At 75.3% G+C, this 20,818-nt stretch carries 20 protein-coding genes; 9 read left to right on the plus strand and 11 right to left on the minus strand.

All coding sequences use genetic code 11. The features are described 5' to 3' along the window. Positions 1–107: 107 nt before the first annotated feature. The 3 genes from KC207_RS12935 to KC207_RS12945 all read right to left on the minus strand — a co-directional run bounded on the left by KC207_RS12935 (position 108) and on the right by KC207_RS12945 (position 3,773). Positions 108–1,325: an MFS transporter gene (locus tag KC207_RS12935; RefSeq protein WP_211603653.1), complete on the minus strand. Its 1,218-nt coding sequence runs from the start codon at positions 1,323–1,325 to the stop codon at positions 108–110. Positions 1,326–1,448: 123 nt separating this feature from the next. Continuing rightward, positions 1,449–2,648, minus strand: a complete 1,200-nt coding sequence (locus tag KC207_RS12940) for an acyl-CoA dehydrogenase family protein (protein WP_249138733.1) — start codon at positions 2,646–2,648, stop codon at positions 1,449–1,451. A gap of 126 nt (positions 2,649–2,774) precedes the next feature. Further along, positions 2,775–3,773: a DMT family transporter gene (locus KC207_RS12945; protein ID WP_249138734.1), complete on the minus strand. Its 999-nt coding sequence runs from the start codon at positions 3,771–3,773 to the stop codon at positions 2,775–2,777. 306 nt (positions 3,774–4,079) lie between these two features. Here KC207_RS12945 and KC207_RS12950 point away from each other — a divergent pair, with 306 nt between their 5' ends. The 4 genes from KC207_RS12950 to KC207_RS12965 all read left to right on the plus strand — a co-directional run bounded on the left by KC207_RS12950 (position 4,080) and on the right by KC207_RS12965 (position 7,932). Further along, a complete protein-coding gene (locus tag KC207_RS12950; protein WP_211603655.1) occupies positions 4,080–5,216 on the plus strand; it encodes a carboxylate-amine ligase in 1,137 nt (378 codons plus the stop codon). Between the two features lie 130 nt (positions 5,217–5,346). Continuing rightward, on the plus strand, positions 5,347–6,303 hold the full coding sequence (locus KC207_RS12955) for a DMT family transporter (protein WP_211603657.1): 957 nt from the start codon (positions 5,347–5,349) through the stop codon (positions 6,301–6,303). Between the two features lie 40 nt (positions 6,304–6,343). Beyond that, complete coding sequence (locus tag KC207_RS12960) at positions 6,344–6,757, plus strand: YciI family protein (RefSeq protein WP_211603658.1); 414 nt, start codon at positions 6,344–6,346, stop codon at positions 6,755–6,757. Continuing rightward, positions 6,754–7,932: an RNA polymerase sigma factor gene (locus tag KC207_RS12965; RefSeq protein ID WP_211603660.1), complete on the plus strand. Its 1,179-nt coding sequence runs from the start codon at positions 6,754–6,756 to the stop codon at positions 7,930–7,932. Before KC207_RS12960 ends, KC207_RS12965 begins: the two co-directional genes overlap by 4 nt. Before the next feature lie 13 nt (positions 7,933–7,945). On the opposite strand, the gene KC207_RS12970 is transcribed toward KC207_RS12965, so the two are convergent. From KC207_RS12970 to pdhA, 4 genes are read right to left on the minus strand one after another with little or no spacing between them, the layout of a single operon-like run. Next, complete coding sequence (locus tag KC207_RS12970) at positions 7,946–9,409, minus strand: hypothetical protein (protein WP_211603662.1); 1,464 nt, start codon at positions 9,407–9,409, stop codon at positions 7,946–7,948. Positions 9,410–9,411: 2 nt separating this feature from the next. Then, positions 9,412–10,911, minus strand: coding sequence for a dihydrolipoamide acetyltransferase family protein (locus KC207_RS12975; protein WP_211603664.1), 1,500 nt, complete (start codon positions 10,909–10,911; stop codon positions 9,412–9,414). 13 nt (positions 10,912–10,924) lie between these two features. Then, a complete protein-coding gene (locus KC207_RS12980) occupies positions 10,925–11,896 on the minus strand; it encodes an alpha-ketoacid dehydrogenase subunit beta (protein ID WP_211603666.1) in 972 nt (323 codons plus the stop codon). Then, positions 11,893–13,092 (minus strand): pyruvate dehydrogenase (acetyl-transferring) E1 component subunit alpha, encoded by a 1,200-nt coding sequence (gene pdhA / locus KC207_RS12985; RefSeq protein ID WP_437179135.1) that lies wholly within the window; start codon positions 13,090–13,092, stop codon positions 11,893–11,895. The genes KC207_RS12980 and pdhA overlap by 4 nt, the downstream gene beginning before the upstream one ends. A 149-nt stretch (positions 13,093–13,241) precedes the next feature. Between pdhA and KC207_RS12990 the strand changes: the two genes are divergently transcribed. Beyond that, a complete protein-coding gene (locus KC207_RS12990; RefSeq protein WP_211603668.1) occupies positions 13,242–13,682 on the plus strand; it encodes a hypothetical protein in 441 nt (146 codons plus the stop codon). A 9-nt stretch (positions 13,683–13,691) separates the two neighbouring features. Here KC207_RS12990 and KC207_RS12995 read toward each other — a convergent pair whose 3' ends face one another. Both KC207_RS12995 and KC207_RS13000 read right to left on the minus strand, forming a co-directional pair. Next, positions 13,692–14,393, minus strand: coding sequence for a TIGR04282 family arsenosugar biosynthesis glycosyltransferase (locus KC207_RS12995; RefSeq protein WP_211603670.1), 702 nt, complete (start codon positions 14,391–14,393; stop codon positions 13,692–13,694). Continuing rightward, positions 14,390–15,046, minus strand: a complete 657-nt coding sequence (locus KC207_RS13000) for a glycosyltransferase family 2 protein (RefSeq protein WP_211603673.1) — start codon at positions 15,044–15,046, stop codon at positions 14,390–14,392. The genes KC207_RS12995 and KC207_RS13000 overlap by 4 nt, the downstream gene beginning before the upstream one ends. A gap of 107 nt (positions 15,047–15,153) precedes the next feature. Here KC207_RS13000 and KC207_RS13005 point away from each other — a divergent pair, with 107 nt between their 5' ends. Next, positions 15,154–16,557: a hypothetical protein gene (locus KC207_RS13005; protein ID WP_211603675.1), complete on the plus strand. Its 1,404-nt coding sequence runs from the start codon at positions 15,154–15,156 to the stop codon at positions 16,555–16,557. Between the two features lie 13 nt (positions 16,558–16,570). On the opposite strand, the gene KC207_RS13010 is transcribed toward KC207_RS13005, so the two are convergent. Next, a complete protein-coding gene (locus KC207_RS13010; RefSeq protein WP_211603677.1) occupies positions 16,571–17,623 on the minus strand; it encodes an NAD-dependent epimerase/dehydratase family protein in 1,053 nt (350 codons plus the stop codon). A gap of 53 nt (positions 17,624–17,676) precedes the next feature. On the opposite strand from KC207_RS13010, the gene KC207_RS13015 reads away from it, so the two are divergent. Beyond that, positions 17,677–18,252: a hypothetical protein gene (locus tag KC207_RS13015; protein ID WP_211603679.1), complete on the plus strand. Its 576-nt coding sequence runs from the start codon at positions 17,677–17,679 to the stop codon at positions 18,250–18,252. 43 nt (positions 18,253–18,295) lie between these two features. Here the strand turns inward: KC207_RS13015 and hisC are convergent, their stop codons facing one another. Beyond that, positions 18,296–19,411, minus strand: coding sequence for a histidinol-phosphate transaminase (gene hisC, locus KC207_RS13020; RefSeq protein WP_211603681.1), 1,116 nt, complete (start codon positions 19,409–19,411; stop codon positions 18,296–18,298). Positions 19,412–19,466: 55 nt separating this feature from the next. On the opposite strand from hisC, the gene KC207_RS13025 reads away from it, so the two are divergent. Further along, complete coding sequence (locus KC207_RS13025; RefSeq protein WP_211603683.1) at positions 19,467–20,309, plus strand: aldo/keto reductase; 843 nt, start codon at positions 19,467–19,469, stop codon at positions 20,307–20,309. 96 nt (positions 20,310–20,405) lie between these two features. Beyond that, positions 20,406–20,786, plus strand: coding sequence for a phage holin family protein (locus tag KC207_RS13030; RefSeq protein ID WP_211603685.1), 381 nt, complete (start codon positions 20,406–20,408; stop codon positions 20,784–20,786). Positions 20,787–20,818 lie beyond the last annotated feature (32 nt).

The following is a 20,818-nucleotide window of genomic DNA, read 5'->3' on the forward strand; positions in this document are numbered from 1 at the left end:
GTCACGCGACGGGGGCCGGCGTCGTCGATGGCCCACCCGGCGGTGGGTGACGTACCCAGCGGGGGTGGCTCACCCGGCGGTGGGTGGCTCACCGGCGGAGACGCGGGTCAGCCGACCGGGGCGGGGGTCCGCGTGCGGGCCGTGTCCGCGCGGTCCAGTGCGCGGTAGCGCACGGCGGCGAGGACGACGGCGACGAGCCCGGCGAGCACGGGGACGAGGTAGGCCCGCTGCGGGCCGAGCACCTCGACGGCCCAGCCGCCGACGGCGGACCCGGCGGCGATGCCGATGAGGATGCCGGTCACGGCGACCGCCATCCCCTCGGTCATGAGCGCCGGAGGGACGAGCCGCTGGGCCAGCGAGAGCCCGGTGATGAGCATCGGCGCCGTCGCGGAGCCGGCGACGAACATGACGACGGCGAGCTGCCACGTGCTCGTGACGAACAGGGCCGGGACCTCGAGGACGCACATGAGCGTCGCGGCGACGAGCAGCCGGCGGGTCAGTGGCCAGCGCACCCTCCGGCTGCCGACGACGACACCGGCGAGGGTGGAGCCGAGGGCGAACATCCCGAGGACGAGACTGGACAGGCTGCTGTTGCCCTGCGCCTCGGTGTACGCGACGGCGACGACCTCGTTGGCGCCGAAGATCATCCCGGTCATCGTGAGGACGAGCGCGACGACGAGGACGCCGGGCCACCGGACGGCGAGCCCGGCGGGGCGCTCCGCGTGCGGGAACACCGGCGGCTCGGTCGCCCGGGCGGAGAGGAAGACGAGCATCCCGACCGTGAAGAACGCGGTCGCGAGGAGCAGCCCCGCCTCCGGGAACCACAACGTCGCCGTGAGCACCGCGAGGACCGGGCCGAGGACGAAGGACGCCTCGTCGGCGACCTGCTCGAACGACATCGCGGTGTGCAGGCGGTCCGGGTCGTCCCCGACCAGGTGCGCCCAGCGGGCCCGCGACATCGGTCCCGGCTCGGGCAGGAACGCGCTGACCGCGTAGAGGACGAAGAGGGTCCAGACCGGGGCGAGGGTCGCCGACGCGTAGGCCGTCGCGAGGCTGAAGAGGAGCGAGAGGCCGACGAACGGCAGGGCGACCCGGCGCTGGCCGTGCCGGTCGACGAGCCGGCCGAGCAGCGGCCCGGCGACGGCGAGCGCCGTGAGACCGACGGCGGAGACCGCCCCGGCGATCCCGTACGAGCCCTGGCGCTCGCTCACCATGACGACGACCGCGACGCCGAACATCGCCCCGCCGACGCGGGCGACCATCGTGCCGGTCACGAACGGCACGACGCCGGGGACGCGGAACAGCGGGGCGTAGGCGGACAACACGGCGTCTCCGTCGGACGGGCGCCACGGCAGGCGGCGCGGGTGGGTGCCGGCGGGGGCCGGCCCCTCATCCTCACGCCGCGTGACCCGCTCCGACAAACCGGTTCCGGGCGAGGGGTGCGGGGGTCAGCGGAAGGCGGACTCCCCGGTGAGCGCCTGGCCGATGACGAGGGTGTGCATCTCGACGGTGCCCTCGTAGGTGAGGACGGACTCGAGGTTGTTCGCGTGCCGCATCACGGGGTACTCGCCGCTGATCCCGTTCCCGCCGAGGACGGTCCGCGCGGTCCGGCAGATCTCGATCGCCTTCGTCACGTTGTTGTACTTGCCGACCGAGACCTGCTCGGGGCGCAGGCCGACGGTGTCCTTGCGTCGGCCGAGGTGGAGGGCGAGCAGCCGTCCGAGCTGCAGCTCGGTCGACATGTGCGCGAGCTTGGCCTGGGTCAGCTGGAAGCCGGCGATCGGCCGGTCGAACTGGGTGCGCTCGGTCGAGTACCGGCGGGCCGCCTCGAGCGCGGTCCGGGCGGCGCCGAGGCAGCCCCAGATGATCCCGAACCGGGCCTCGGTGAGGCAGCCCAGCGGCCCCTTGAGGCCCCGGACCTCCGGCAGGACGGCGTCGGCGGGCAGCCGGACGCCCTCGAGGGTGAGCTCGGCCGTGACCGAGGCGCGCAGCGACATCTTGTGGGTGATCTCGTGCGCGGAGAACCCGGGGGTGTCCGTGGGGACGACGAAGCCGCGGATGCCGCCGTTCTCCTCCCCGGCGTTGGCCCAGACGACGGCGACGTCGGCGATCGTGCCGTTCGTGATCCACAGCTTGCCGCCGTCGAGCACCCAGTCCTCGCCGTCCTTGCGGGCGCGGGTGCGCATCGAGGCCGGGTCCGAGCCGTGGTCGGGCTCGGTGAGACCGAAGCAGCCGATGGCCTCACCGGTCGCCATCCGGGGCAGCCACTCCTGCTTCTGCTCCTCGCTGCCGTAGGCGTGGATCGCGTACATCGCGAGGCTGCCCTGGACCGAGACGAGGGAGCGGATGCCGGAGTCGCTCGCCTCGAGCTCGAGGCAGGCGAGGCCGTAGTCGACCGACGACATCCCCGCGCAGCCGTAGCCCTCGAGGTGCATCCCGAGCAGGCCGACCTTGCCGAACTCCAGCGCGAGGTCGCGGGCGGGCAGGTCGCCCTTCTCGTACCAGTCGACGACGTGCGGCTCGACGAGGTCGTCGCACACCTGGCGCACCGTCGAGCGGATGGCCCGCTCCTCGTCGGTGAGCATCGCGTCGACGTCGACGAGGTCGAGGGGGTCGGACGGGCGCTTCGGCATCGATGACGAGCTCATCGACCCATCATGCCCCGCCGGTCCCGTCCCCACCGTCGTGCGGGGAGCCCAACGCGGATGGTGCTCGCGGCCCGGCCTGGGTGGCGCGACTCGCCGTCCGCCAGGGCGGGACGTCGGCGCGTCACGTCACCGCAGGGCAGAGGCGTCGGCCGGCTCCGGCCGCTCCTGGCGGGTGCGGGTCGTGAGGAAGCCGATGCCCACCCCCACGAGGGCGAGGGCGGCCCCGACGAGGGTGCCGACACCGAGGTGCTCACCGAGCGCGGCGTCGATGAGCACGGAGCTGACGACCTGGCCGGCGATCGTGCAGAGCCCGAGGACCAGGACGCCGTGCACCTTGACGAGCGCCGCGGCGGCGGTGATGAAGAGCACCCCGACGAGGCCGCCGAGGTAGAGCCACCACGTGCCGGGCAGCCCGTCGATCCGCCCGGGGAGCAGCAGGGCGGCGAGCAGGAGCAGGACGAGGACGGTCGTCCCGACGGTGAAGTTGTTGAGCGCGGCGGCGATCGGCCCGGTCTCGTGCGACACCCGGCCGTTGACCGCCTGCTGGAAGGACGTCCCGGCCCCGGCGACGAGGGGCAGGAGCGCGAGCAGGGCGACGGCGAGCCCGATCCCGCCGGACCCACCGAGCCGGCCGGCGACGCTCACGACGACGGCGACGAGCGTGACGACGGCCCCGACGAGCCGGCCGCGGGTCACCGCCTGCCGCCCCGACGGGCCGAGGCCGAGGTGGTCGACGAGGGCGGCGGTGCTCGTCTGGCCGGCGACGACGGCGACGGTGAAGAGCGCGACGCCGATCGTGCCGACGGTGATGCTCTGCGAGGCGACGAGCAGCGCTCCGGCCGCGCCGCCGACGAGCTGCCACCAGCGCAGCCGCCCGTCGCGGACGAGGCGCGGGACCGCGAAGAAGCCGCGGCGGACCCCGGGGCGCAGGGCGGCGACGACCGCGAGGACGACCAGCCCGGAGCCGAAGGAGATGACGGCCGCGAGGGCCCCGGACCGCAGGCCCTCGCCGAGCCGCCCGGCGAGGGTGCCGTTGATCTGGGACTGGACGGCGACGAGGGCGCCGACGCCCAGCATCGCGGGGATGGCGAGCACGTCGAGGCTGCGGCCGTCGGGTCGGGTCACGGCGTCATCATCCTCCGCCGGGGTCGGGCGGGCGGCGCCGGGTCCTCGCCCCGGTCGACGAGGGTCCCGTCCCGGGGTCGCGGCGGTGCCGTGGTCCCGCCCTGGCGACGCGGCGAGGGACCCTGGCCACGCGGCGAGGGAACGGTGGCGGCCGTCGTCGCAGGTCAGGACCACGGGGCCGGGACGCACGAACACCCCGTCGGCCGCCCGCGTGGTGTTGGATCGGGCGGACAGGGCCGTGCGCCGCAGCACCGGCGCAGGGCCGGGCGCGAGCGTCCGGACCCGGCCCGCCCCGAGAGGACCCGCATGTCCGTCCGCACCGTCGGGGTCGAGGAGGAGCTGTTCCTCGTCGACCCCGAAACCCGCACGAGCTCACCCCGCTCGCCCGAGGTCCTCAAGCACTTCGCCCGCAACGAGCCCGAGGCCGACCCCGACGACCTCGGGGCGGAGCTGTTCAAGCACCAGCTGGAGACCCGCACCCCGCCGCACCGGTCGCTCGAGGACCTGCGCGCCGACCTCGTCCGCGGCCGTCGCCTCGCGGCGGAGTCGGCCGCGTCGGCCGGGCTCGTGACGATGGCGTCCGGCACCGTCCCGACGGCGGGACCCGACCCCCGCGTCACCGCCGACGACCGGTACCGCGACATGCTCGGCCGGTTCGGCGAGACCGCCCGCCCGCAGGGCACGTGCGGGATGCACGTCCACACCTGGGTCGCCTCACCGGAGGAGGGGGTGGCGGTCATCGACCAGGTCGTCCCGTGGTTGCCGGTCGTCCTCGCGACGACGGCGAACTCGCCGTTCTACCAGGGCCACGACACCTCCTACGCCTCGTGGCGCTCGCAGGTGTGGGCCCAGTGGCCGAGCGCCGGCCCGACCGAGCCCTTCGGCGACCTCGAGACCTACCGCAGGGTCAGCGCGTCGATGCGCGCCTCGGGCGCCGCCCGCGACGACGGGATGCTCTACTTCGACGCCCGGCTCGCCGCCGACCACCCGACGGTCGAGGTGCGGATCAGCGACGTGTGCACCGACCCGGACAACGCCGTGCTCGTCGCGGCGCTCGTCCGGGCGCTCGTCACCCGGGCGGCGGCCCGCGCTGCCGCGGACGACGAGGAGCGCACCGCCGCGGGCCGGTCGGCCGACTACGTCTGGCGTGCGGAGCTGTTGCGCGCCGCCCAGTGGCGGGCCGCCCGGTACGCCCTCGCCGACCGCCTCCTCGACCCCGAGACCGGGGAGCCGGCGAAGGCGACCGACGTCCTCGGCCGGCTGGTCGAGGTCGTCCGGGAGCCGCTCGAGGAGGCGGGGGACCTCGAGCTCGTCGAGGAGGGGGTCCGCCGGGTGTCCTCCGGCGCCGGCGCCGCCCGGCAGCGCGCCGCCTTCGAGCGGACCGGCGAGGTCGAGGGCGTCGTCGACGACCTCGTGGAGCGGACGAACGCCGTCTGGCGCTGACCGTGCCGCGGAGCGCCGCCCACGGGGCGGCGGGCGACCCCGCACCACGCTCCGACGACCCCCGGGGAGGGTGGGTGACCCGTCCGGACCGACGGGACGCGAGCGCCCACCGCCGTGGTTGGCTGCCGGTGTGACGACCCCGCTGCCGACCCGCGCCCTTCCCGTCGTCCCGGCCGCGGCCTTCGTCCTCGTCTGGTGCTCCGGGTACATCGCCGGGCCGGCGGCCGTCGAGGCGCTGGAGCCGTTCACCTCGCTCACCGTCCGCTTCGTCCTCGCGGCGCTCGTCACCGCGGTGCTCGCGAGGCGGCTGCGCGGTCCGATGCGGCTGCGGGGTGCCGTGCTCGGCCGGGTCGCGGTCGTCGGGCTGGCGATGAACGGCGCCGTCTTCGCGCTCATGTACCTCGCGTTCGACGCGGGGATGGGCGCCACGCTCGCCTCGTTGCTGCACGCCCTGAGCCCCGTGCTCACGGCGCTGCTCGCCGGGGTCGTCCTCCACGAGCGGCTGACCCGGGTCCAGGTCGCGGGCTTCGTCCTCGGCGTCGTCGGGGTGGTCCTCGTCCTCGGACCCGACGTCGACGAGGCGGGCGGACCGGTCGGCGTCGTGCTCGGGCTGCTCAGCCTGCTCGCCCTGAGCCTCGGGACCCTCGGGCAGCGCTGGTACGGCGCCGGGGTGCGGGACGTCGACACCGCACCCCCGGACCCGTGGTGGGCCGCGACGGTCCAGTTCGCCGTCTGCGTCCCGCCGCTCGGTCTGCTCGCGGTGCTCCTCGAGGGGGTGCACTCCGTCCCGGACGTGCGCCTCGGCGTCGTGTCGGTGCTGTGGCTGGCGCTCGTCAACTCGGTCGCCGGGCTGCTGCTGCTCGGCAGCCTCGTCCGCAGCGGTGGGGCCGGGGCGTCGGCGAGCCTGTTCTTCGTCTGCCCGCCGGTGACCGCGGTCCTCGCGTTCCTCTTCTTCGGCGACACCCTCGGCGTCCGCGAGGTCGCCGGCATCCTCGTCGCCACCGTCGGCGTCGCCGTCGCGACCGGGGTCGGACGTCGGTCGCGCGCGGATGTCGAGAACGTCCCGTCGGCTCCGTCCCAGGGGTGAGCGTGGCCAGAATGGGCCGCACGAGCAGAAGGAGTCACCGATGGCCAAGTACCTGTTCCTCAAGCACTACGTGGGCGGCCCCGCGCCGGTGAACGACGTGCCGATGGACCGGTGGACGCAGGAGGAGGTCGACGCGCACATCCGGTTCATGGACGACTTCGCCGACCGCCTCCGCGAGTCCGGCGAGTTCGTCGACGCCCAGGCCCTGTCCCCCGACGGGATGTGGGTCCGGTTCGACGGCGAGGGGAAGCCGCCGGTCGTCGACGGCCCGTTCGCGGAGACGAAGGACCTCGTCGCCGGCTGGATGGTCGTCGACGTCGACAGCCGCGAACGGGCCGTCGAGCTCGCCGGTGAGCTGTCCGCCGCCCCCGCCGCCGGGGGCCGCCCGCTCGGCGAGTGGCTCGAGGTGCGCCCGTTCCTCGACGACCGGCCGAACGGGACGACCTCGGCGTGAGCGAGGACCACCCCGGGGTCGACGCCGCGCTCGTGCGCGACGTCGTCCCCGAGGTCGTCACCGCCCTCGTCCGCCGGGGTGCCGACTTCACCGAGGCCGAGGACGCCGTCCAGGAGGCGCTCGTCCGCGGCCTCACGGCGTGGGAGGACGACCCGCCACGCGACCCGAAGGCGTGGCTCGTCACCGTCGCCTGGCGCTGCCACCTCGACGCCGTCCGCTCCGACGCGGCACGGCGCACCCGGGAGGAGCGGGTGGAGCAGGAGCCCGCCCCCGGTCCGGCGCTGCAGCGGGACGACACGCTCGAGCTGTTCTTCCGGTGCGCGCACCCGTCGCTCGGCCCCTCGGCCGCCGTCGCGCTGACCCTGCGCGCGGTCGGCGGGCTCACGACCCGGCAGATCGCCCGGGCGTACCTCGTCCCGGAGGCGACGATGGCGCAGCGGATCAGCCGGGCGAAGCGGACCGTCGCGGGGCGGCGGCTCGACGAGCCGGGCGACCTCGGGACCGTCCTGCGGGTCCTCTACCTCGTCTTCTCCGAGGGCTACGCCGGGGACGTGGACCTCGCGACGGAGGCGGTGCGGCTCACCCGGCGGCTCGCGGGGCTCACCGACGAGCCCGAGGTCGCCGGGCTGCTCGCCCTCGTGCTCCTCACCCACGCCCGGCGGTCCGCACGCACCGACGCCGAGGGCCGGCTCGTCCCGCTCGCGGAGCAGGACCGGTCACGCTGGGACGAGGCGATGGCGGCGGAAGGCGTGGCCGTCCTGCAGCGGGCGCTCGCGCAGGACCGGCTCGGGGAGTACCAGGCCCAGGCGGCCGTCGCCGCACTGCACGCCGACGCCCGCAGCACCGAGGAGACCGACTGGGTGCAGGTCGTCGAGTGGTACGACGAGCTCGTCGCGATCACCGACAGCCCGGTGCACCGGCTGGCCCGGGCCGTCGCCGTCGGGGAGGCCGACGGCGGTCCGGCCGGGCTCGCGGCGCTCGTGAGTCTCGACCCGGAGATGCCCCGGTACGCCGCCGTGTCGGCCTACCTCCACGAGCGAAGCGACCGGCCCGCGGACGCGGCGCGGCTCTACCGGGAGGCGGCGGAGGCGGCGACCCGCGTCGACGAGCGGGACCACCTGCGCCGGCAGGCCGCCCGGCTCGCCGGCCGGGGCCGCCCCGGCGACCCCGGCTGACGGACGGGAGGCCTCAGGGGCGGGAGGCGGCGCCGAGCACGGCGGCGAGCCCCAGGGCGCTGCCGGGTGCGTACGCGCACCGCCACAGCCCACCGTGGGCCGCCGCCTGCGCCTCGTCCTGCCACGGGTGGTCCTGGGCCGGCGGCCGGGCGCACAGGTCGTGGACGAGCAGTGCCGCCATGAGCGTGTTCGCCGTCCCCGGCTCGAAGACCTCGACGCCGAAGCGGTGCGCGCCGGAGTACGCCGCAGCGAGCGCGCGGTTCTTCACGACGGACCGCGTGCGGGTCGGCGGGGCGACGGTGAACGACACGTGTGCGCCGGACGCCCGGGCGCTCGTCGCCCGCCAGCGCTGGATCCGCTTGGCGAGGAGGTAGTTCGGTCCCTGCTGCGGCACGACGGAGTCGTTGACGCCCGGGTCGGAGCCCGGCACGTAGTTGCGCCGCAGCAGCCGGCCACCGGACACCGTCCGCAGCGGCACCCGCAGCACCTTCGAGGTGCGGCGGTGGGCGTACGCGTCGACGCTCGCCGCGACGGCCTCGCCCGGCACGGCGAAGACGTCGGTCGGCGTCGCGAGGAAGGACAGCGCCGTGTCCGGACGCTGGTGCCGCACGGCCTCGGTCATCGCGTCGACGGCCGTGCTCACCCGCACGTTCGTCGCGCCGTCCGCGTACACGTAGTTCCCGAGGACGAGCGGCCCGTCGAGCGCGGTGACCCAGGCGGTCGCGGTCGGCAGGTCGTGGAGCAGGTCCAGGCCCGCCCGTGCGGTGAGGTCGCCGGTCCCGGCGCGCACCGGGACGACGAGGCGGCCGGCGAGGTCGGTGGTGTCGGCACGCAGCCGCTCCCAGACCTCGGGGCGGGGAAGGTCGACGGCGGCGACGGTCGCGCCCCAGCGCAGCAGGGAGCGCAGCGGGCCCATCTCCGCCGCGGCCCCGAGGACGACGACGGTCCGCCCCTCGAGCCGGAGCCACGGCGGGTTCTCGACCACCCGGGTCACGGCGTCGCGCAGGCTCGGCTCGACGACGCCGGTGTCGACCCACGTGTCGAGCTGCCGGCGCAGGTCGTCCCCGGCGAGCCGGGGGCCGCGGTAGGGCACGGTGAGGGCGGTGTCGGGCTCGCCGGACCCCTCGAGCACCTCGGTGTCGAGAAGGTCGTGCGTGCTGCCGACCGCGCCGCCGACCGCGGACGCGAGCGGCAGGTCGTCCTCGCCGTCGGGCGACCACCGCATCCGCCCGTGGACTGCCGCGAGGCCGGCGTCGGCGATCGTCCGGGCGTCGCCGTAGCTGCCCAACCCGGCCTCGACCAGCCGGCGGAAGTGCACGGGGTAGCCGCTGCGCCAGTTCGTCTCGCGCTCGGCCGCGGCGGCCCCGACGGGGTCGACCCGGCGCAGCGCGTCGGCGACGACGGCCCGGCCGAGGGCGGCGGTGGACCGCCTGCCCTCGACCTGCGGGAAGACGACCCCGCGCTGACCGTCCGTCACGCTCAGCCCCAGACGAGCCCGCGGGCGGGGTCGCGCAGGACCGCGGCGACGTCCGCGAGGAAGCGGGAGCCGAGCTCGCCGTCGACGAGGCGGTGGTCGAAGGACAGCGCGAGGGTCGTGACCCAGCGCGGCTCGATCCGCTCGTCGGCACCGGTGCCGACGACCCACGGCTTCCGGGTGATCGACCCGACGGCGAGGATCGCGGCCTCGCCCGGGTTGAGGATCGGGGTCCCGGCGTCGACGCCGAAGACGCCGACGTTCGTGATCGTCATCGTCCCGCCGGCCATGTCCGCGGGCGGGGTGCGCCCCTCGCGGGCGGTGGCGGTGAGGGCGCCGAGGGCCTGGGCGAGCTCGAGCATCGACATCCGGCCCGCGTCCTTGACGTTCGGGACGACGAGCCCCCGGGGCGTCGCGGCGGCGATGCCGAGGTTGACGTCGTGCTTGACGACGATCTCCTGGGCCGCCTCGTCCCACGACGCGTTGACGTCGGGGTGACGACGGGCCGCGAGGCACATCGCCTTGGCGACGACGAGCAGCGGGGTGACCTTGACGTCGGCGAACTCGCGGTCGGCCTTGAGCCGCTCGACGAGCTCCATCGTCGCCGTGACGTCGACGTCGACCCACTCCGTGACGTGCGGCGCCGTGAAGGCCGAGTCGACCATCGCCTGCGCCGTCATCCTCCGCACGCCCTTGACGGGGACGCGGGTCTCGCCGCCGGTCGGGGCGTCCCGACGCGGGGTCGAGGGCGTCGACGGGCCGGTGGCCGCGGTGTCGTGCGTCGGGGCGTCGTCGTGCGACGCGGAGGCCGCGGCCTCGACGTCGGCCCGGGTCACGACCCCGCCGTCGCCGGACGGCGTGACGGAGCCGAGGTCGACCCCGAGGTCCTTCGCGAGCTTGCGGACCGGCGGCTTGGCGAGCGCGCGGGTGCGCTCCCCGCCGGATGCGGACGACGCGGACGTGACGTCCGGTGCCGGGGCGGACGCCTCGGGGGCCGGGGCGGGGTCGCCGTCGGGCGCGGGGGTGGGGACGGCGTCCGTCGCCCCGGTGCCGGCGGGCGCCTGCTGCTTGCGGGGGCGTCGCTTGGCCTCGGTCTGCTTGACGCCGTAGCCGACGAGGACCGCCGTGCGGCCGCTCATCGACCCCTCGCTCCTGCCCTCGCTGTTGGCCTCGGCGGCGTCCGCCGCCCCATCGGAGGACCCGGCGGCGTCGGTCGCGTCGGCGGAGCCGGCGGCGGGGGCGGCCGGCGCCGGGGAGCCTCCGGTCCCGTCGTCGACGGTGATGATCGGGGTGCCGACCTCGACGGTGTCGCCCACGGCGACGAGGAGCTCGCCGACGACGCCCGCGAAGGGCACCGGCAGCTCGACGAGGGACTTCGCCGTCTCGATCTCGACGACGACGTCGTTGACGGCGACGGTGTCGCCGGGCGCGACGTTCCACGTCACGATCTCGGCCTCGGTCAGCCCCTCACCGGGGTCGGGCAGCTTGAACTCGCGGACAGCCATGGCGCACCGCCTCTCAGTAGGCCAGCGAACGGTCGACGGCGTCGAGGACGCGGTCGAGGTCGGGGAGGAACTCCTCCTCGAGCCGGCTGGGCGGGTAGGGGACGTTGTAGCCACCGACCCGCAGGACCGGCGCCTCGAGCGAGTAGAAGGCCTGCTCCGAGACGAGCGCGGAGATCTCCGAGCCCATCCCGAGGAACGTCGACGCCTCGTGGACGACGACGACCCGGCCGGTGCGGCGGGCCGAGGCGAGGACCGTCTCCTCGTCGAGCGGCGACAGCGAGCGGAGGTCGACGACCTCGACCGATCGGCCCTCCTCCTCCGCCGCCTGCGCGGCCTGGAGGCAGGTCTTGACCATCGGGCCGTAGGCGAGCAGCGTGACGTCGCTGCCCTCGCGCAGGACCCGGGCGGTGCCGAGGTCCCCGTCGGGGCCGTCGCCGAGCTCGCCCTTGTCCCAGTACCGGCGCTTGGGCTCGTAGAAGACGACCGGGTCGTCGCTCGCGATCGCCTGGCGCATCATCCAGTGGGCGTCGTGCGGGTTCGACACCGCGACGACCCGCAGTCCCGCGGTGTGCGCGAAGTACGCCTCGTTCGACTCGCTGTGGTGCTCCACGGCGCCGATGCCGCCGCCGAACGGGATGCGGATGACGAGCGGCATCGCGACCGACCCGAGCGAGCGGGCCCGCAGCTTGGCGACCTGGCTCACGATGTGGTCGAACGCGGGGTAGACGAAGCCATCGAACTGGATCTCGACGACCGGCCGGTAGCCGCGCAGGGCCATCCCGATCGCCGTGCCCATGATCCCGGCCTCGGCGAGCGGGGTGTCGATGACCCGGTCCTCGCCGAAGTCCTTCTGGAGGCCCTCGGTGACCCGGAAGACGCCCCCGAGCTTGCCGATGTCCTCGCCCATGAGGACGACCTTGGGGTCCTCCTCCATCGCGGCCCGCAGCCCCGAGGTGATGCCCTTGGCCAGCGTCGTCGGGGTCATCGGGACACCTCCTCCTCGAACGAGGCGTGGTAGCCGGCGAACCACTCCTTCTCGCGCGCCGTCACCGGGTGGGCGTCGGCGTAGACGTGGTCGAACATCTCGGTCGGGTCCGGGTCGGGCATCGACAGGCAACGCTCGCGGACCGAGGCGCCGAGCTCGACGGCCTCGGCGTCGACGGCGTCGAAGAAGTCGGTGTCGGCCGTGCCGGTCGTCGTGAGCCAGCGCTTGTAGCGCTCGATGGGGTCACGGTGCTTCCACACCTCGACCTCGGCCGAGACGCGGTACTTCGTCGGGTCGTCGGACGTCGTGTGCGCGCCCATCCGGTACGTGAAGGCCTCGACGAACGTCGGGCCCTGGCTGGTGCGGGCGGCGTCGAGGGCCTGCTTCGTCACGGCGTAGACCGCGAGGACGTCGTTGCCGTCGACCCGGATGCCGGGGAAGCCGAAGCCCCGGGCGCGGTGCCACAGCGGCGCCCGGGTCTGCTTCTCGTTCGGCTCCGAGATGGCCCACTGGTTGTTCTGGCAGAAGAAGACGACCGGGCTGTTGTTGACGCCGGCGAAGACGAGCGACTCGGACACGTCGCCCTGCGAGGTGGCGCCGTCGCCGAAGTAGGCGATGACGGCGGTGTCACGACGGTCGTCGCCGGTCCCGACGTCGCCGTCGCGCTGCACGCCCATCGCGTAGCCCGTCGCGTGGAGCGTCTGGGCGCCGATGATGATCGTGTAGAGGTGGAAGTTCTTCTCGTTCGGGTCCCACCCGCCGTGGTTGACGCCGCGGAACATCCCGAGGAGGTTCACCGGGTCGACCCCGCGGCACCAGGCGACGCCGTGCTCGCGGTACGTGGGGAAGGCGTAGTCCTGGCGACGCATCGCGCGGCCGGACCCGACCTGGGCGGCCTCCTGGCCGAGCAGGCTGGCCCACAGGCCGAGCTCGCCCTGGCGCTGCAGCGCGGTCGCCTCGGCGTCGAAGCGCCGGACGAGGACGAGGTCGCGGTAGAGGCCGCGCAGGGCCTCGTCGGACAGGTCGTCGACGATCGCGTCGAGCTCGGGGTTCGGGACGCGCTCTCCCTCGGGGGACAGCAGCTGCACCATCTCGGGCCCGCCCTCCTGGGCGGACCGCTCGGGGGCCTCGGCGCGCGTCACGTGGTGGTCCACGCCGAACGCCGTCTCGAGAGGGGCGACCTCGTTGTCGCTCACTGGCACTCCTTCTCCGGGCCCCGTGGTGACGGGGGCCGTTCTCGGGTGAGCCGGGGCCGCGGTGCTGGGTGTCGCGAGCGGCCGCGGCCGGTGTCGGGCTTACCGTACCCGCCGTGCACCCCGTCCCGGGAAGGGGCAGAGTGGGACAGGTGACGGCAGCCCGGTCCCGACGCCCCGCCCGAGCGGCGGCCGCGACGGCGTGCGTGCCCGTCGTGCTGGCCCTGCTCCTCGCCGGGTGCGGCGGCGGCGCGGCCGACGACCCGGCGTCCCGGGCCGTCCCGCCGACCCCGTCGGAGACGGCGACGCCCGAGATCAGCCGGGTGCCGCCGAACAGCCCGTCGCCCACCGGGTCGGACCCGGGTCAGCGCGGCATGTTCACGACGGCGACGGGTGTCGTCGACGCGATCGGGGACGGGTGCGTCTACGTCCTCGTCGACGGCACGGCCGAGCGGTGGGCCCTGCGCGGGCAGGTGCCGGCGGTGTCCGAGGGCGACCGGGTCGAGGTGAGCGGCGCCCCGGACGACACGCCCTACGAGGAGTGCCCGGACGGGCTCCCCTTCCTCGTCGACGAGGTGTCCGAGGCGGACTGAGCCGTCGCGTCAGTCGGAGGTGTCCGCCGTCGTGCCGGCCTCCCGGTGCGCGGGTGCGAGCTCGCGCCACCGCCGGGCGAACCGGGTGCGGGGGGCGGCGGCGGCGACGTCGTCGGCGTCCTCGACGTGGTCGACGTCGCGCAGCAGGGGCCCCTCCAGGACGTCGTGACCCGCCGCCTGGAGTGCCGCGGCGGTGAGCCGACCGGTGTCCGGCTGGCTCATCGGCACCCCTGCGAGCACGCTCGCCTGCGAGGGGTGCGTCGTCACGAGGACCCACCAGCCGCCGTCGACGGCCGGGCCGAGCAGCGGGGAGCCGGCGTCGTGCGCGAGCTCGGCGACGCCGCGCAGGTGGGCGGCGTGGGCCTGCGGAGTGTCCATGCCGACCTGGACGACGGGACCGCCCGCGAGCCGGTGCGCCTGGCGGTGACCGTCGACGAGCCGCTCCGCGAAGCCCTGTCCGGACTGGGGCACGACCAGCCAGCCGGCGGCCGCGGCGCGCAGCTCGGCGGCGCGGGCGGCGTCGGCGAGGTCGCCGGAGAGGGCGAGGACGCGCCGGCCGGTCGGGTACGCGGCAGCCCCCGCCTCGAGGGTGTCGAGCAGGGCGGCGGCCGCGAGGTCGGCGGCCGCCTCGGGGCCCACGGTCGCGGCGAGGCGGGTCTTGGCGCGGCCGGGCACCGGGGCCTTGGCCATGACGAGGACGCTGCCCCTCACGGCAGGACCCTCGCGAAGTCGCGTGCCGCCCGCACGGTCCCGCTCACCGAGCCGGACACCTTCGACCGGGTGCCCTCGGCCCGGGGGCTGTAGCGGATGTCGTGCTCGGTGATGGTCCAGCCCGCCTGCTGCGCGCGGGCGAGCAGCTCGACGGGGTAGCCGAAGCGGCGGTCGACGACACCCAGGTCGAGCAGGTCCTGGCGGCGGCAGACGCGCATCGGGGCGATGTCGTGGACGCCGAGGCCGGTGCGGCGACGCAGCCAGGCGAGGACGAGGGCGTTGCCCGCCCGCGCGTGCCACGGCCACACCCCGCGCTGGGTGGGCCGGCGCCGACCGACGGCCATCGTCGCGACGCCGGAGCGCACCTCCTCGAGGAGCGGCAGGATCTCGCGCGGGTCCATCGAGGCGTCGCCGTCCATGACGCCGACGAACTCGGCGTCCGCGGCCTCGACGCCGGCGTGCACGGCGGCGCCGTACCCGGGCGTCGGCTCGTGGACGACGCGGGCCCCGAGCGAGCGGGCGACCTCGGCGGTGCCGTCGCTCGAGCCGTTGTCGACGACGACGACACGGATGCCCTCGGGGACGAGGGCGAGGACGCCGGGGAGGGCCGCTGCCTCGTCACGGCAGGGCACGACGAGGTCGCACGTGGTCATCACCTGACGACTTTAGGCCCTGGTCAGGCCCGGGACATCTCGGGGCGGCGCGGACGGGACGGCGACGTCCAGCCGGCGTCCAGGGTCGGACCGGCAGACTGGGGCCCATGACGAGCGCACCGACGACGACGGCGTCCGCGAGCGGGGTCGACCGGTCGCGCGCCGGACGCCGGGCCGTCTGGGGGCTGGGTGTCGGCCTCGTCGTCGTCGCGGTGTCGATGCTCGTCCCGCCGGTGTTCGGCGTCGTCGTCAAGGCCGGCGGCGCCGAGCCGCTGCTCGGCGACTGGATGCTGCGCTACGGCCCGTCCAGCGTCGTCGCCGTCGGACTCGTCGCCGCGGCGGCCCACCCGAGGACGCACGCGGCGCTCGACCGGCTGTCGTGGCGGCACCTGCTGTGGACGTCCTGGCTCGTCGGCATCGTGTGGATGGTCTCCCTCGCCCTCGTCGACGGCTACGACGGGATGGGCAAGATCCTCAACCACGGGACGGAGTACCTCGAGAGCGCCCGGATGATCGACGACGTCGGCGAGATGCTGCGGACGTACGTCTCCCGGATCCCGCTCGACGCCGAGGGCAACTGGGCCGTCCACCTCGCGGGGCACCCGCCCGGGGCGGTCCTGATGTTCATCGGCCTCGACCGGATCGGGCTCGGGGCCTGGCAGGTGGCCGGACCCATCGTCGTCGCCGTCGGCGCGACGGTGCCCGCGGCCGTCGCCGTGACCCTCGACCGGCTCGGCGCCCGCGAGGCCGCCCGCCGGGCACTGCCGTTCCTCGTCCTCGCCCCGACCGCGATCGTCATGGCGGTGTCCGCGGACGCCGTCTTCGCGGCGATCGTCGCGTGGGGCATGGCGGCGTTGGCGGCGGCCGGCGCGGCCGGTGGGCGGCGGCGGCTCGGGCTGGGCGTGGTGTCCGGGCTGCTGCTCGGGTGGGGGCTCATGTGCTCCTACGGGCTGGGGCTCACCGCGCTGCTCGCCCTCGGGGCCCTCGTCGCGATGCGCGGGTCCCTGCGCGAGCGCGCCGTTCTCGCCGTCGTCACGGCCGGCACAGCCCTGGGGGTCGTCCTCGTGTTCGCGGCGCTCGGCTTCGCGTGGTGGGACGCCTACCCCGTCCTCCACGAGCGCTACTGGGCGGGCCTGGCGAGCCAGCGGCCCGGCTGGTACTGGGTCTTCGGCAACGTCGGGGCGCTCTTCCTCGTCGCGGGGCTGCTCCTGCCCGCGGCGCTCGGCGCGGCGTCGGTACCCGTCGCGCGGCTCGCGACGGCCGCCGGCAGGGCCCGGGCCCAAGGCTGGGAGCTCGCCGTGGCACCCCTCGTCGTCGCCGGGGTCGCGATGGTGGCGGTCGCGGACGCCTCCCTCATGAGCAAGGCCGAGGTCGAGCGGATCTGGCTGCCGTTCATGCCGTGGATGCTGCTGGCCGTCCTGTGGCTGCCCCCGCGCTGGCAGCGGTGGGGGCTCGTCGCGCAGGGGGTGCTGGCGCTGGTGATCCAGCACGCCGTCCGCCACGTGTGGTGACCGCGTCCGCGGCTCAGGCCCGCAGCGGTGCCGTCGCGAAGGCGGCGAGACCCTCCTCCGGCGTCACCTGCGCGGTGAAGCCCAGCTCGGCCGCCGCACGCTCCGGCGAGGCGACGACGTGCCGGACGTCCCCGAGCCGGTACTGGCCCGTCACCCGCGGCGCGAGGCCGTGCTCGGACCCCGACGCGACGTGCCGGGCCACGTCGGAGATGGCGATCGGCCGCCCCGAGCACACGTTGTAGGCACGGTGCTCGCCGGGCTCCAGCCCGCCGACGGCCCGCGCGGCCGCGAGGTTGGCGCGGGCGACGTCGTCGACGTGGACGAAGTCGCGCATCTGGCGGCCGTCCTCGTAGACCGTCGGGGCCTCGGCGCGCTCCAGCGAGGAGCGGAACATCGCCGCGACACCGGAGTAGGGGGTGTCCCGCGGCATCCCCGGCCCGTAGACGTTGTGGTACCGCAGCGAGACCGCCGCCCCGGGAGCCTGCCGGGCCCACGCCGTCGCGTAGCCCTCCTGGGCCACCTTGCTCACCGCGTAGCTGCTCCGGGGGTCGAGCGGCGCGTCCTCGTCGACGAGCGCCCACTCGAGCGGACCGCCGCACACCGGGCACGGGACGTCGAAGTCGCCACCGTCGAGCGCCTCGACGGTCCGCGGCCCCGGCGCCCGCACCCCGTGCTCGGGGCACGAGTACCGGCCCTCGCCGTACACGACCATGCTCGAGGCCTGGACGAACCGGGTGACCCCCTCGGCGTGCATCGCCGCGAGGACGGCCGCGGTCCCGAGGTCGTTGTGCCCGGCGTAGAGCGGCAGGTCGGCGGCGCTCGCGCCCGCCCCGACCATCGCCGCGAGGTGCACGACGACGTCGACCCCCGCGAAGAGGTCTCCCCACGCCCCGGCCTCCCGGACGTCGAGGACGTGCACCGCCGGGGGCGGGTCCTCGCGGGTCGCGGCGCCGTGCGCCTCGGGGATGACGAGGTCGACGGCGACGACGTCGTGGCCGTCGGTGACGAGCTCTCGCCAGGTCGCCGTGCCGATGAAGCCGGCCGCGCCGGTCAGCAGGATCCGCATCCGACCATCCTGCCCTGACCTCGCCGGTCGCGGCGCGGCGCTACCGTTCCCGCGTGAGCATCCCACCAGGCGCCGCACCGACCCGCCCCCGACCGGCGCGCGGCTGGTGGTGGGCGGCCGGGCTGACGTCCGTCCTCGGGCTCCTGGCCGTCCTCGCCGCCGTCGTGCTCATGCTCCTCGGCGGCGTGCAGGCCCTCGTGGCTCCCGTCGCCCTCGTCCGAGCGGGCGAGGAGCCGGTCACCGTGGCGGCGCCCGCGGGGAAGGACCTGCTGCTCATGGTCACGCCCGGGGCCGACGTCCGCTGCGTCGTCCGGGACGCAGGCGGCATCGACGTCCCCACTCGCCGCAGCCTCATCGGGTCGACCGTGACCGTCGGCGACCGTCGGTGGGTCGGCGAGAGCGAGCTCACGGTCCCCGCCTCGGGCCGTCTCACGTTCGCGTGCACCGCTGCCGACCCCGACGCCTCCGCCCGGGTCGTCGGCGCCCCCGCCGGGTTCGCCACGTGGGCCACCCGGGTCGGCGTCCTCGTCGTCGGGGGGCTGGTGCTCGTCGCGGGTCTGCTGTGGCTGCTCGCCCTCGTCCTCCGCCGGATCGGCGCCTCGGACGCCCCGCCCGTCCCGCGTCCCTGACGCACGTCATGGACCCGCGCCCGGGTCGCCGGGGAGGCGGACGTCAGGTGCGGGGACGCTCGGCGAGGAACCGACCCGCGACCTCGACGAGCCGGTCGTTGGCCTCCGGCTCCGCGATCGTGGCCCGGACCCCGTCGGTGAGGTACGGCCGCACGGTGAGGCCCTCGGCCTCGCAGGCCTCGGCGAACGCGGGGGTGTCCTCGCCGAGGTCGAACCACACGAAGTTCGCCTGCTGGTCCGGGATCTCCCAGCCCTGCTCGCGCAGGGCGGCGACGACCCGCTCCCGCTCGGCGACGAGGTCCTTGACGCGCACCTCGAGCTCGTCGGCGGCCTCGAGCGAGGCGACGGCGGCGACCTGCGCGAGCGAGTTGACCCCGAACGGGAGCGCGGTCTTGCGCAGGGTGCGGGCGACCGGCTCGTGCGCGACGGCGTACCCGACCCGCAGCCCGGCGAGGCCGTACGCCTTGGAGAAGGTGCGCAGGACCGCGACGTTGGGCCGGGCCCGGTGGAGCGCCATCGCGTCCGGGGCGTCGTCGGCGTCGACGAACTCGAGGTAGGCCTCGTCGATGACGACGAGCACGTCGGTGGGGACCCGGTCGAGGAACGCCTCGAGCTCGGCGGCGCCGACGGTCGTCCCCGTCGGGTTGTTCGGGGTGCACACGAGGACGAGCCGGGTCCGGGCGGTGATCGCGTCGGCCATCGCGTCGAGGTCGTGCCGGGCCCCGGGGGCGAGCGGCACCATGACGGGGACCGCCCCCGCGAGCGTCGTGATGATCGGGTACGCCTCGAACGAGCGCCACGCGAAGACGACCTCGTCCCCGTCGTCGCACGTCGCCCGGACGAGCTGGTCGAGGACCCCGACCGAGCCGGGCCCCGTCGTGATCCGCTCGGCGGGGACGTCGAGGCGCTCGGCGAGGGCGGCGGTGAGCCCGGCGACCGCCATGTCGGGGTACCGGTTCATCGACGCCGCGGCGTCGCGGACGACGTCGAGCACCGACGGCAGCGGCGGGTACGGGTTCTCGTTGCTGCTGATCTTGTACGCGGTGAGACCCTCGCGGACCGTCGCGGGCTTGCCGGGCGCGTACGCGGGGAGCGCGTCGAGGGACTGACGGAGCCGGACGGACTCCGGCCGGGCGGGCGCGGCGGGCTGGTCGGACATGGTCCCAACTGTAGGGGCGACCGGGGTGTCGTCCCGGCGGCGTAGCGTGGCCGGCATGACGACGACCGCGACGACCCACACCCTCGACGACGGCACGACCGTCCCGCTCGTCGGCTTCGGCACCTACCCGCTCACGGGCGAGGAGGGCGTCGAGGCGATGGTGTCCGCGCTGCACGCCGGGTACCGCTACCTCGACACCGCCGTGAACTACGAGAACGAGGAGGAGGTCGGGGAGGCCCTGCGCCGCAGCGACGTCCCGCGCGAGGAGGTGACGGTCGCGACGAAGATCCCGGGCCGCTTCCACGGCCGCGACCTCGCGCTGCGCTCGCTCGAGGACTCCGCCCGCCGGCTCGGTGTCGAGCGGATCGACGTCGGTCTCATCCACTGGCCCAACCCGAGCCAGGGCCTGTTCCCCCAGGCCTGGCAGGCGCTGGTCGAGGCGCAGCGCGAGGGCCTGGTCCGCACGGTCGGGGTCAGCAACTTCACCGAGCAGCACCTGACCCGGGTCATCGAGGAGACCGGCGTGACCCCCGCCCTCAACCAGGTCGAGCTGCACCCGCTCTTCCCGCAGGACGAGATGCGCGCGGTGCACGCCCGGCTCGGCATCCTCACCCAGGCCTGGAGCCCGCTCGGCAAGCGGCAGGCCCCGTTCGAGGAGCCGGCGGTCGCCGCGGCGGCCACGGCGCACGACGTGACGCCGGGCCAGGTCGTCCTGCGCTGGCACGTCCAGCTCGGGTCGATGCCGCTGCCGAAGTCGGCGACGCCGGAGCGCCAGCGGCAGAACCTCGACGTCGCGGGGTTCTCGCTCACCGACGAGGAGATGGCCGCGATCGGCGGGCTCGCCCGCAGCGACGGGCGGCTGTTCGGCGGCGACCCGGACACCCACGAGGAGATGTGACGCCCCCGGCCCCCCGGCCCCGGGGCCCGCCGCCGCACCACCCGGGCCGCGACCTCGCTCCTGCCCCCGTCGCGGTGGACCTGCCATGATCGACCCGTGAACTTCATCATCCGCGTCGGCATCAACGCCGTGGCGCTCTGGGTGGCCGCGCTCGTCGTGCCCGGCGTCGACCTCGCCGAGGAGCAGAACGACTGGACCGCGAAGGTCGTCACCGTCGTCCTCGTCGCGCTGCTGTTCGGACTCGTCAACGCCGTCATCAAGCCGGTCGTCAGCTTCTTCTCGTTCCCGTTCGTCATCCTCACGCTCGGGCTCTTCACCTTCGTCGTCAACGCGTTCATGCTCCAGATCACGGAGTGGATCGGCGACGCGATCGGGCTCTCCTTCGGCATCGACGAGTTCTTCTGGGACGCCGTCCTCGCGGCCGTCGTCATCACCCTCGTGTCGTGGGTGCTCAGCGTCCTGCTGCCGGACGACTGACCGGCGACCCTCCGGCGACCGTCCGGGAGCCG

It is taken from the genome of Phycicoccus avicenniae, assembly GCF_018139485.1.
Lineage (GTDB): Bacteria > Actinomycetota > Actinomycetes > Actinomycetales > Dermatophilaceae > Phycicoccus > Phycicoccus avicenniae.